Below are 12,337 nucleotides of genomic sequence, written 5' to 3' on the forward strand. Positions count from 1 at the left end.
CGCCGTGCCCAGGAACAGCGTGCTGGCCGCCCGCGCCAGGGGAGGTCGCCCGGCCAAATCGCCGAAATAGACGGCAAATTTCCCCGTTTTCTCTTGATCGACGGCATCGTAGACAAGTTATTAATTGACCCGGATTCACCCCACACATCAGCCGTCATTCCAGAAGCTTTGGTGCGCCTCTCTTGTGCAGGCGCGCTTTGGGGCCCGCGCTCGCCGCCGGCACACTGCCCGTGCACCCAGGAATGCCGCCATCGCCCCTGGAGAGCCCCGTTTTGAATCACACTTACCGGCTGGTATGGAATCGCAAGCTGCGCGTCTGGCAAGCGGCATCGGAATTGGCGGTGCAAGCGCGCGGCGGACGCTCGTCGTCAGGCGGGCGGGTCAGCGCGCGCGCGCCGCGCTATGCCTTGAGCGTGGCGCTGGCCATGGGGCTATCCAGCTTGAGCGCAGCGGTTCAGGCCACCTGTTCGCTGGTCGGCAGCAACGCCGTGTGCACCGGCGCCGCCAATCCGCTGTTTCCCGGCTACGCACTGGCTATCGACGGCACCGTCACGGTGGAGCAAGGCGCGACGGTAGGCGTTATACCGGGCGCAGGCGGCACGGCGATGAATCTGACCGGCAGCACCGTCACGCTGACCAACTCGGGCTGGATCGACCCGACCATTCTGGGCCCCTCTTCGGTCGTAGCGGCCGGGGTGGCCATGGGCAATGGTTCGGCCAACACCCTCAGCATCGTCAACACCGCGACGGGCACGATTGGGGGTGTCGTGGGGGGGGAAACCAGCCTGCCCGACCTGTCCAGCCTGGCCATCGCCGTGCACAACGGCGCGGGCGGCACGACCCGCCTGAGTAACGCAGGCTTGATCCGTAGCGACCCCCGCTCCGGACTGGGCATGGCACGCGCGGATATGCCGGTGATCGCCGCCTACGGCGGCGGCCAGGTGATGTTCGAGAACCTGTCCTCAGGAACCATCATCGGACGCATCGCGCTGGAAGCGGTCGCCACGTCCGGCCTGGGCCACAGCGTCGCCAATGCGGGCACGATCGTCGGGGGCATATCGTTCGGCCAGGGAAGCAACAACACTTTTACTGCCGTCTCGGGTTCGACGGTGTTGCGCGCATCGGGCACGGCGATGGCGGACCTGCCTGTGGACACAATTCCGGGGTTGTTCTTCGCACAGCCTGGCAGAGTCGATGGCGGCGCGGGGGCAAACAACACCCTGGTGCTGCAATCGGTGTTGCCGTCTGCCGGCACGGGCAGCGGCGCGGGCGGCTCCCCGACCGAAATCTCGGGGGACATGTACGTCAATTTCGACAATCTGGTAATCAATAGCGGCACCTGGAACCTGACCGGCCCCGCCGTGGTGGGCAGCGCCGTCACCCTGAACAGCGGCCTGGCCAATATCACCAACAACGACGTGCTTGGCAGCGCGCAGATCACGGCAAATGGCGGCACCATCACGGGCCCGGCCAGCGGCCTGCTCCTGGACAACGATTTCGTGCTTGGCGCCGGTGGCCTGACCCTGGCGGGCAACAACGACATACTGCTGGACGGCACGATTTCGGGCTCGGGCGGCTTGACCGTAGCAGGGCCGGCCGTGGTCGTCATGAATGGCCCCAACACGTACACCGGCCGGACCACCATCCAGTCCGGCTCGGCACTGGATACCGGCACGCAAAGCGTGCGGGGTGACATCCTCAACAATGGCTACCTGATGTTCCGGCAAGACACGAACGGCACGTATGCCGGAGACATCTCCGGCGCCGGCGGCTTGGGTAAGTCTGGAACCGGCACCGTGACCTTGACCGGCGCAAACTCTACCGGGACCTCAGTCTCCATCATGGCGGGCACGCTGGCGATCGGCACCGGGGGCAGCTTGAGCGCCCCGGCGGTCTCTCTGTCCATGGGTAGCACCCTGGATCTGTCCGCCGCAGGCAACCAGACCCTGGGCGCGCTCCAGGGCAATGGGGCCGTCCAGCTTGGCGCCAGCACGCTGACCTTGGGCAGCAACGCCAGCTACAGCTTCTCGGGGATCATATCGGGCGCGGGTTCGCTGATCAAAACCGGCACGGGCACGCAGACGCTGTCGGGGGCCAATACCTTCGGAGGCAGCGTGGCGATCAGCGGCGGCACCCTGGCGCTGGGCGCGGGAGGCAATCTGGCTCCGGCGGCAGGCGTTACGGTGAACGCGGGCGGCACGCTCGACCTGTCCGCCGGTGGTAACCGGGCCCTGGGATTGCTCTCGGGCTCGGGCACGGTTGCGCTGGGCGCCAATACGCTGACCCTACAAACGGGCAACTTCGCGGGCACGATCTCGGGCACTGGCGGCCTGGACAAGGCCGGGCCCGGCGCGCTGACCCTGTCGGGCATCAACACCTACACCGGCCTGACCCGGGTGCTGATGGGCGGCACCCTGATGGCGAATGGCACAATCGGCGGCAGCGTCGCGGTGCAGGACAACAGCACACTGGGTGGCTCGGGCCGCATCAACCAAAACGTCACGCTGACCGGCGGCATGCTGCAAGCCACGCAAGGCCAGACGCTCACAATCGGCGGCAACCTCCTAATGGACGGCACCAGCCGCGTCAACGTCAGCCTGGGCGCGGCCTCGACGGGCGCGCTCGTTCAGGTGGCTGGAGACCTTGGCCTGAACGGCACGCTGAACGTTGCCGACCAGGGCGGCTTCGGGGCGGGGGTGTACCGGCTGTTTGACTATAGCGGCACACTGACCGGCAACACCATGAGCGTCGGCGCCACGCCCAGCGGCATCGACGCGAGCGACCTGCGCCTGCAGACCGCCGTGGGCGGGCAGGTCAACCTGCTGTCGACCGCCGGCGCGACGCTGAGCTTCTGGGACGGCTCCAACGCGGCGCAGCGCGACAATGGCCTGATCGATGGCGGCACGGGCGCATGGCGCGCCGATGGCATGAACTGGACGGATGGCGATGGCGCGATCAACGGCCGGTTCCAGCCCAACCCGACCTTTGCGGTGTTTCAGGGCGCTGGAGGCACGGTGACGGTGGATGACACCGCGGGCGCCATCGGCGTGACGGGCATGCAGATCGCCACCGATGACTATCGCATCGAGGGCGACCCGATCGCGCTGCAGGGCGCGGGCGGCGAAAGCATTATCCGCGTGGGCACGGGCATGGCCGCGAGCGCCGGCATGCGCGGCACCATCGCCTCCAGCCTGAGCGGCGCCAGCACGCTGGTGAAGTCGGACTTCGGCACGCTGGTGCTGGCCGGCAACAACACCTATACCGGCGGCACCGAAGTCCGCCAGGGCACGTTGTCCGTGTCCGCCGACGTCAATCTGGGGGCGACGGCCGGCAGCGTCACGCTTAACGGCGGGACGCTGGCCACGACCGCCAGTTTCGACAGCGCGCGCGCGGTGTCGCTGCTGCAGGACGGCGTCATCGATGTCGACGCGGGCACCACGCTGGGCCTGCAAGGCAACATCAGCGGCGCGGCCGACCTGCAAAAGCAAGGTGCCGGCACGCTGACGCTGTCCGGCGCCAACACCTACGGCAACACGCGCGTAGAGGCCGGCACGCTGGCGGGCAACGCCAGCGCCATCCGGGGCAATCTGCTGAACAATGGCACGGTCGTATTCGAAGAGGCCGCCGGCGCGTCTTACGCCGGTCAACTGACGGGCACGGGCAGCCTGGTAAAGACCGGTGCGGGCCAGCTGCAATTGCTGGGCGACAGCCAGGCATTCGCCGGCCAGACCCAGGTGCAGGCGGGCACGCTGCGCGTGGCCGACGCGATGGGCGGCTCGGCCAGCGTCACGGGCGGACGCCTGCAAATCGATGGTCTGCTGCGCGGTAATGCGGCCGCCAGCGGCACCGGTGCCATCGCGGGCGCGGGCACCATCACGGGCAACGCCGCACTGACCGGCGGCGTGCTGGAAGGCGCACAAGGGCAGATGCTGACCATTGCGGGCGACTTGTCGCTGACCAACGCCAGCCAGGTCAATGTCGCACTGGGCAGCGCCCCAAGCGGTGGCCTCTTCAGTGTGGGCGGCGATCTCACCCTCGCCGGCAGCCTCAACGTCGCCGACCAAGGCGGCTTTGGCGCGGGCGTCTATCGCCTGTTCGACTATGCCGGCAGCTTGACCAACAACAACTTGGCCATCGGCAGCGCCCCTGCGGGCGTGGACGTCGATGCACTGACCGTGCAGACGGCCGTTGCCGGCCAGGTCAATCTGGCCTCGACCGCCGGCGCCGCGCTGGGCTTCTGGGATGGCGGCAACACCGCGCTGCATGACAACGCCGCCGTCGATGGAGGCGGGGGCACATGGCGCGCCGACACCCTCAACTGGACCAGCGTGGACGGCACGCTCAATGGCGTGTTCAAGCCGAACCCGACCTACGCCGTGTTCCAGGGGCAGGCCGGCACCGTGACGGTCGATGACACGGCGGGTGCCATCGGCGTGACCGGCCTGCAGATCGCCACAGATGGCTATCGCATCCAGGGCGACTCGATCACGCTGCAAGGCGCGGGCGGCGTCAGCATCGTCCGCGTGGGGACGGGATCGATCGCGGATGCGGGCATGACCGGCACCATCGCGTCGTCGCTCGAGGGCCACAGCACGCTGACCAAGACCGATTTCGGCACGCTCGTCCTGGCGGCGGACAACACCTACACCGGCGGCACCGACATCCGCCAGGGCACGCTGTCCGTGTCGCGCGACGCCAACCTGGGCGCGGCCTCGGGCGGCCTGATGCTGAGCGGCGGCATGCTGACCACGACGGCCAGTTTCGACACCGCCCGCGCCGTCAAGGTCTCTGCCGCCAGCGGCCTCGCGGTAAGCGCCGGCAGCACCCTGGGCCTGGGCGGGGCCATCACCGGCAATGGCGAACTGACCAAGTCGGGCGCGGGCACTTTGCGCATCTTCGGCAGCGGCAGCGCGTACACCGGCAACCTGCTGGTCGAAGCCGGCACACTGGACATCGCGTCGGCCGCCACGCTGGGGGGCTCCCTGGCGGTGTCCAGCGGCGCGCAACTGCAAGGCGCGGGCCAGGTCGGAACCACCACCCTGCGCAGCGGCGCCATCCTGGCCCCGGGAAACCTGGGCGGCGTCCTGACGGTGGCGGGCGACCTGACCTTGCTGCCGGGCTCCACCTACCAGGTGGCGGCGGATCCCGCGTCGTCCGACAGCGCGCGGGTAGCTGTCACAGGCGCCGCCAACCTGGCTGGCTCTGTCGTTCATATCGGCCCCGAGGGCGGTTTCGACAACACGCGGCAATACACGATCCTGACGGCGGGCGCCATCAATGGCCAGTTTGATACCGTGTCGTCCAATTACGCCTATCTGGCTCCCACGCTGCAATACGCCGCGCAAAACGTCACGCTGCAACTGGAGCGCAAGCAGGTGCCGGTCAATCCCGTCGACCCCGCCACGCCGCCACGCCCTATCGCCTTCGCGGATGCGGCGCAAAGCAGCAATCAACGCGCCGTGGCCAATGCGCTCGACAGCCTGCCCGCCGGCAACCCCTTGCATGAGTATGTCCTGACCTTGCCCGAAGGCGCGCCGCCCGCGGTCTTCAACAGCCTCTCTGGCGAAGCGCACGCCAGCGTGGCGTCCAGCCTTATGGGGGCCAGCGCCGCGACGCGCGCGCTGCCGCTGTCGCACCTGCGCGCCAACCTGAACGCCGGCATGCGTGCTGGCGCGCCCACGGCACAGGCCGGCGGCACCTTCCCCGCCTCCGCCCTGCCCTCATCCAACGCGCAGCCTGCCTGGGCCGAAGTCGTGGGCAATTGGCAAACGCTGCAAGGCGATGCCAACACGGCGCAGGTCCGGCAGCATACGGGTGGCGTCTTTGCGGGCGTCGATCACGCCGTGGGCAACGGCTGGCGCCTGGGAGGCGCGCTGGGCTACACAGACAGCAAGATCCGCGTCGATGGCCGCGCATCGCAAGCCGACGTGTCCGGCTACAGCGCCAGCGTGTACGGAGGCAAATCCTTCGCAGCCGGCGCGGGCAAACTCAACCTGCTGGCCGGCGCGGCCTACACCTGGCACGACGTCAGCACCGAACGCCATGCCACCGTGTCCGGCATCGAGCAGAAGCTAACCGCGGATTACGGTGCCAGCACGGCCCAACTCTTCACCGAACTGGGTTACGCGATGCCGCTGTCCGAACGCGCCAGCATCGAACCATTCGCCGGCATTGCCTGGAGCAATCTGCGCTCGCGCAGCTTCTCGGAATCTGGTGGTTCAGCCGCGCTGCACGGCCAAAGTAGCAGCGACAAGCAGACCAGTTCCACGCTGGGTCTGCGCGCCCAGACGGCCTTCATGCTGGGCCGCGCCGAAGGCCGCTTGCACGGCACGCTGGGCTGGCGCCACGCCTTCGGCGACGTGGCGCCTCAGTCAACCCTGGCGTTCGACGGCGGTCAGGCCTTCACCGTGTCCGGCACACCAATCGCGCGCAACGCGGCGCTGGCCGAGCTGGGCGCCGAAGTGGCCATGTCCGCCAACGCCGCGCTGGGCCTTTTCTACAGCGGGCAATATGGCGGCGGCAATCGAGAACACACCGGTTCCTTGACCGTGCGCTGGCGCTATTGATTCGGGGGAAAGACAGGAGAAAAGACACCAAGGGCGCCGTCCTTTGGCGGCCATCCATTGATCGAGGTGCGGCAAGGTTCAATCTTCGACTGAAGAAACGTTCCCCGTCGGGCCGGCAGCGATGGTCCAGATGCGCTCATAGTCAGCATGCCGCGCGCCGTCAAGCCCCTTGCCGTTCTAGTGAATCGTCCCGGCTTTCGCGGAGGCCATTTGGATAAATTAAACCGGCCTCGTCGACAGGCTTGCCGAGTTGGTTGCAGCTCTTGGCCTAAGCCCCATTTGCAGGCCCACGCTAGTACCGCAATACTATTGCAAGCGTTATCGAAGGCGCTCACCATCGCCCTTCCGCCCACCATTCTTTTGGAGGAACGGCAATGCATCCCGATGACATCGAAAAGCTCGGAGCGCAAGCTGCTCGCGACGGCTTTACTTTGTGGGATTGCCCTTACTTACTATCGGGCAACCGAAATGCCTGCCCACACTGGCGAAACCATTCCGAAATGGCGAGAAAAGGTTGAGGCATGGGAACGCGGCTGGCGAAAGCGCAGCGCGGTCGTATTAGTGGCCGCCCAAGCGAGTGCATATTTCAGTCACCGCGCAGATCTCCCCGCAGATAATCCTCCGACCCGTGCCAGGGTCCGGTAAGCCGACGCCCCAACGCTAACCAGTTGGTCACACTCTTCCTCGCGCACTTTCGGTTTGACCGCCACGATGCAATCGGCGAACTCGGTTAGCACCCTCCCCAATCGTCAAGGTTGCGATAAGGAGCAGGCGACCATTTTTGCAAGAAGCTCGTCTCGTAGCATTACGAACACCTCTGAGTTGTCAACCATGCACACCGCGGCAATTCGGATGCCCGAGTACGTCGATATTCGACTGGCGTGCCCGCATCGCTGCAGCGCCATGGTGCACGAGCACCTCTATTCATTAATGATTGGGAACAGCACTTGCTGAAAGACACGTTCTTACAAGGAGGATTCGCATGTCAGACGATCTAACGAACCGGGGCGGCCAGAAGCGGACGTCGATGAAGCACCACCGACAGTCCGCTTCGAAGGGGTTAGCCGCCGTCCAGTTCTCGCTATGACAGGAGAATTCTTGACGGCTTGAAGTGGCTACGTCATACGAAAGCTGGTTTGTCGCCGTCGGTATTGGGTTTGTTCACACCCACGTTGGCCCTTACCAAGGTATCGGGATGCTCAATCAGTTTTGTCACCAGCGCCGCTACGCTCTTGCGCGAGACTTCGGTGCCCCTGAAAAGTTCATCGCGACCGGTAATCTCGTAGTCCACCTCATCCTCGTCCTGCAGCCACGCAGCACGCAGGATGGTGTACTCGATATCGGAGGCCTCAATCAGATCTGCCGACTGGCGGTACGGCGGCAGATACTGGCCGATCTCCTTGCGGTTCCACTCGCCAAACTTGCCCGGAACTTCGTCGTAGATGCCCAACGAGTTGACGAAGATCAGGCGTTTGACGCCCTTGGACTTCATCACCGCAAGGACGTGGGCAGTCTGTTTGTCCACGTCGCCCGCCAGATTGGCGTAGACCACGTCCTGTCCTTCCATAAGCTGGGGCAGCAGTTTCTTGTCCATCACATCGCCGATGGCGATCCTGGCATTGGAGGGTTCGTTGCTGGTCAGCTTCTTGGGATCGCGCACGAGCAGAGTTTGCTCGACATCCTGGCACTCGCCCAGCATCTGCACGGCATGGCGAGCGATCTGGCCAGTTGCGCCCAGGATCAGTACTTTGGTTTTAGCTTTGGTCATGATGTAGTTCTCCAAAACAGATCGGCCATGCCGTTCCGGGCAGGGCCGATGGCTGTTTCATCTTCAGAAGGAGCCGGGCTGGGCCTTACAGGTTTTGCTGATAGAAGGGGATCAGCTTGGCCAACGCCTGACCGACAGGGCCCGGTTGGTCGTACAACTCGTAGTGCGAAGCACCCTCGACAACGACCAGTTCCTTAACCTTCGATGCGGCGCGCGCGTAGATCTCCAGCCCATCGCGATAGGCACCAAAGCCGCCCGGCTTGTCGCCGACCACCACCATCATCGGCGTCGTCAGCAGCGTCTCGGCCAGATGGAAGGCATCCCAGGCGGCAGAGGCAGCGCGGCGCGAAAACAGCGCGCGCGTGCCGGCGTTGTCGTTGATGCAGCGGTTACGGTAGTAGTCCGTGGCACCGAGTACATCGACGTCCGTGATGCCCGCCTGGGCAACCGCATCCATCGAAGGCGGAACGAACAGGTCAACCTTGAGCGCCTCGCCCCGAGCCTCTGCGGTGCGTTGCCGGGCCACGGCCTCCATCTGGCCAATCGGATCGAAGCCGCTGAAGCCTTCGCGGCACAGGCGGCCGTAGTTGACGCCGGTGATGCTGACCAGGGCCTTGATGCGACGCTCGATCATGGTCGCATTGATGGCATAGCCGCCACCGCCGCAGATGCCCAGCACCCCGATGCGGCCGGCATCCACATAAGGCAAGGTAACCAGGTAGTCCGTGACCCGACTGAAGTCTTCTACGGCCATCGCCGGGTCTTCGATGTAGCGGGGCTCGCCGCCGCTCTGGCCTTGCGTGCTGCGGTCGAAGGCGATGACGACAAAGCCGGCTTCTGCCAGTGCCTTGCCATAGACATTTCCAGCGGTCTGCTCCTTGCAACTGCCGATGGGGTGGGCGCTGATGATGGCCGGGTACTTCTTGCTCTGGTCGAAGTTGGGTGGGAAATGCAGATCTGCTGCTATATCCCAGTAGGTGGTCTTGATCTTGACGCTTTGCATGAGGGCTCCTTGTGGCCGCTGATTGGCCGCTGAGTGGAAATGGCCTGGTCATTGCCCTCCGGAGGCGTGCGGCCAAACACCGATGGATGAACTGTAGGCCGATCATTGGATTTCTCATAGCCATCAATCCGTAATACAGTTGTATTTTGAAATTGACAATTAGAATCCTATGGATCCGTCTCTGCTTCCCTCGCTGGCCTGGTTCGCCCATGTGGCCCACCACCGCAGCTTCACCAAGGCAGCGGCGGAAATGGGCGTCTCCCGCGCCAACCTGTCACAGAACGTGAAGGCGCTGGAGCGCCGCTTGAACGTCAAGCTGCTGTACCGCACGACGCGTGACATGTCGCTGACCGAGGAAGGCCAGCGCCTTTATGACGTGTGGTATCCGGCCCTGATCGCCGTGGAGCGCACGGTGCGCACCATGCATGACGCAGGTGACGAACCTTCGGGCCTGGTGCGCGTCAACACCTCGCGGGTGGCAGCCAAGACCCTGCTGGAGCCGCATCTGGGAGAGTTCTGTATGCGCTACCCCAGGCTGCAGCTGGAATTGGTCATGGACGATGCGCTGGCCAACATCGTGGCCGACGGCTGTGATGCAGGCATTCGCATCGGCGAGAGCCTGGCCGAGCATATGGTGGCTGTACCGATCACTCCGGCGCTGGAAATGGCGGTGGTGGCGACACCGGCGTACTTCGAGCAGCATGGGGTACCAAGTACTCCGGCTGATCTAGCCCATCACAACTGCCTGCGTTTCAGGCAGACGAGCGGTGCGATCCATGCCTGGGAGTTCACCTCGCCCGAGGCGGGTGGACACACCTTCATGGTGGAGCCAAAGGGCCGCATCATCACCAATGATGATGATGGGATGATCCGCGCCGCCCTGCAAGGGGCGGGCCTCATGCAGCACATCGACATTGCGGTGCGGCAGCATCTGGACTCCGGGGCGCTGGTGCGGGTGCTGCAATCCTGGTGTAAGCCCTTCGCGGGCTTTTACATCTATGCCCCGACCCGGGCGCAAATGCCTGCCAAGGTGCGGGCATTGATTGATTTTCTGGTCGAGAAGCGCGAGAACATGGCGGCCCTGCAGCAACCGCCTTCCAAAAAGCAGAGAGTGCGCTGAGCGACGCTCCCAGTCGTCATTGTCAATCTGAACTGAATACTGTTGTATAGATTGGAAATCTTGGCGTGCGGTCGCTTTGGCCTCAGATTGGAAGCCTTGTGACCTTCTTTTCTAAGCGCCTGCGCTGCGCCGAGACTTCTCCATGACTTCCAAATGCACCACCCTATTCCAAACCTTTGCCTTCGACAACGGCCTGACACTTCGCAACCGCGTAGTGATGGCGCCCATGACCACCTGGTCTGCCAATCCCGATGGCTCCATCTCGGATGCTGAACTGGACTACTACCGCCGCCGCGCCCAGGGGGTGGGCATGGTCATCACCGGCTGCACACATGTAGCGGAGAACGGCATCGGATTCACTGATGAGTTCGCCGCCTATGATGACCGCTTCATTCCCAGCCTGCGCCGATTGGCGGAAGCTGCCAAGAGCGGCAGCGCTCCAGCCGTCCTGCAAATCTTCCATGCAGGCAACAAGGCGGTGGTGGAGGCTGTGCCTGGCGGCGAACTCGTGAGTTCCAGTGCGGTCAATGCGCTGGCTGCCCCCTTCAACCGGGGCGACGTGACGCCCCGGGCCTTGTCGCATGTAGAGGTATCGGAGATGGTGCACGCCTTCGGAGAGGCCACCCGCCGTGCGATCGAGGCTGGGTTTGATGGCGTGGAATTGCATGGCGCGCACGGATTCCTGCTGCAGAACTTCTTCTCACCGCGCTACAACCAGCGCGATGATGAGTGGGGTGGCTCGCAGGACAAGCGCATGCGCTTCGCGCTGGCCGTGATCCGGGAGGCCAAACAGGTGATTGCAACGCATGCCAAGCGTCCGTTCTTACTCGGCTATCGCATCTCGCCCGAGGAGCGCGAGGACGGTGGCTATCGTGTGCCGGACATCTGCAACCTGGTAGATGCGCTGATCGCCGAAGGCATCGACTATCTGCATGTTTCTCTGAACGACGTTCTGGGAGCTCGGCCGCTCGGCACGGATACCCGGCTCACGGTGGAGCAGTTGATTGCGCACGTAAGTAACCGTGTACCGGTCTTGGCGGCAGGCATGCTACGTACACCCGAGCAGGCCCAGGCCGCCCTGAATCTGGGGCTGTCGCTGGTGACCGTGGGTAAAGGGTTGGTGATGAACCCCGATTGGGTGGGATTGGCAGAGTCAGGCTGTGGTTTTCAAATCCGCCAGGAGTTGGACCTCAATGAGCGCGAAAAGCTGTCTATCCCTGACGGCTTGTGGCAGGCTATCGCGGCAGCGCCAGGATGGATTCCAACAGGGGAGCTGGCCCCGCAGGTCAGCTAGTTTCAACGAGCTAACCGCATCCATGCGTGCGTGTGTGCGTGCTTGTAGACCAAAGCGCTGATTCGATGCTTTTCCGCGACTGGCACCGCCATCCTTTCCGCTCAAATAAAAATCAACGAAATTGACTTTCGACAGCACGAAAGAACCGGAGGATGCAGAAGATCAAGCGCCGATGCTCATCTTCGGCGCTCGCCGAAATCGAGAATATCACTATCGGCCGCGCACCCTGTCCCTCGCCTACCTCCGCGTCATCGATTCCAACTTCGATCTGCGCAAGAATCTGGGAAGCTTGTAAAGATTGGTGGATATCCGCTTTTCCTGCCCATCGTTGCCAAGCTTCTCGAAGTTCCAATGGCCACAATGTGGTCATTGCAAACTCGTCATTTCGAAGTGTCAGATCCAATCTGCTTAAGCACTGATTCTCTTCGATTCTCGCTTTAATACACAAGATTCTGAATATGCCGTCCTCCGCGCCTAGATGCTCGGAAAGCACACGAAAGCCGTCTTCTAAAAGATCGCCAGCTTTGATAACTTCGAATCCTCGCCGCGCGAGGCCACGCGTTTCTTGAAATGATGTCCGCATTCC

7 protein-coding genes are annotated in these 12,337 nt (G+C 63.9%); 4 read left to right on the top strand and 3 right to left on the bottom strand.

Translation table 11 applies throughout. The features are described 5' to 3' along the window. The first annotated feature begins 272 nt into the window (after positions 1–272). Both HWY37_RS02025 and HWY37_RS34830 read left to right on the top strand, forming a co-directional pair. Complete coding sequence (locus tag HWY37_RS02025; protein ID WP_176087753.1) at positions 273–6,566, top strand: autotransporter domain-containing protein; 6,294 nt, start codon at positions 273–275, stop codon at positions 6,564–6,566. Between the two features lie 468 nt (positions 6,567–7,034). Next, the gene (locus tag HWY37_RS34830; protein WP_343060930.1) at positions 7,035–7,211 is read left to right on the top strand and encodes a CrpP-related protein; all 177 of its coding nucleotides are present in this window, start codon (positions 7,035–7,037) and stop codon (positions 7,209–7,211) included. A 475-nt stretch (positions 7,212–7,686) separates the two neighbouring features. On the opposite strand, the gene HWY37_RS02030 is transcribed toward HWY37_RS34830, so the two are convergent. Together HWY37_RS02030 and HWY37_RS02035 are read right to left on the bottom strand one after the other, a co-directional pair. Beyond that, positions 7,687–8,334, bottom strand: a complete 648-nt coding sequence (locus HWY37_RS02030) for an SDR family oxidoreductase (RefSeq protein WP_176087754.1) — start codon at positions 8,332–8,334, stop codon at positions 7,687–7,689. A gap of 85 nt (positions 8,335–8,419) precedes the next feature. Continuing rightward, complete coding sequence (locus HWY37_RS02035) at positions 8,420–9,337, bottom strand: alpha/beta hydrolase (protein WP_176087755.1); 918 nt, start codon at positions 9,335–9,337, stop codon at positions 8,420–8,422. A gap of 169 nt (positions 9,338–9,506) precedes the next feature. Between HWY37_RS02035 and HWY37_RS02040 the strand changes: the two genes are divergently transcribed. Both HWY37_RS02040 and HWY37_RS02045 read left to right on the top strand, forming a co-directional pair. After that, positions 9,507–10,457: a LysR family transcriptional regulator gene (locus HWY37_RS02040; RefSeq protein WP_176087756.1), complete on the top strand. Its 951-nt coding sequence runs from the start codon at positions 9,507–9,509 to the stop codon at positions 10,455–10,457. A 142-nt stretch (positions 10,458–10,599) separates the two neighbouring features. After that, positions 10,600–11,751 (top strand): NADH-dependent flavin oxidoreductase, encoded by a 1,152-nt coding sequence (locus HWY37_RS02045; protein WP_176087757.1) that lies wholly within the window; start codon positions 10,600–10,602, stop codon positions 11,749–11,751. A gap of 112 nt (positions 11,752–11,863) precedes the next feature. Here the strand turns inward: HWY37_RS02045 and HWY37_RS02050 are convergent, their stop codons facing one another. Beyond that, positions 11,864–12,121, bottom strand: coding sequence for a hypothetical protein (locus HWY37_RS02050; protein ID WP_176087758.1), 258 nt, complete (start codon positions 12,119–12,121; stop codon positions 11,864–11,866). Between the last annotated feature and the right edge of the window lie 216 nt (positions 12,122–12,337).

This window comes from Achromobacter anxifer, assembly GCF_903652925.1.
GTDB lineage: Bacteria > Pseudomonadota > Gammaproteobacteria > Burkholderiales > Burkholderiaceae_B > Achromobacter > Achromobacter anxifer.

Excerpts from the sequence above, each read along its gene's own strand:
- HWY37_RS02030 (WP_176087754.1), bottom strand. The coding sequence starts at position 8,334 with ATGACCAAAGCTAAAACCAAAGTACTGATCCTGGGCGCAACTGGCCAG.
- HWY37_RS02040 (WP_176087756.1), top strand. The coding sequence starts at position 9,507 with ATGGATCCGTCTCTGCTTCCCTCGCTGGCCTGGTTCGCCCATGTGGCC.
- HWY37_RS34830 (WP_343060930.1), top strand. The coding sequence starts at position 7,035 with ATGCCTGCCCACACTGGCGAAACCATTCCGAAATGGCGAGAAAAGGTT.
- HWY37_RS02035 (WP_176087755.1), bottom strand. The coding sequence starts at position 9,337 with ATGCAAAGCGTCAAGATCAAGACCACCTACTGGGATATAGCAGCAGAT.
- HWY37_RS02050 (WP_176087758.1), bottom strand. The coding sequence starts at position 12,121 with ATGACCACATTGTGGCCATTGGAACTTCGAGAAGCTTGGCAACGATGG.
- HWY37_RS02045 (WP_176087757.1), top strand. The coding sequence starts at position 10,600 with ATGACTTCCAAATGCACCACCCTATTCCAAACCTTTGCCTTCGACAAC.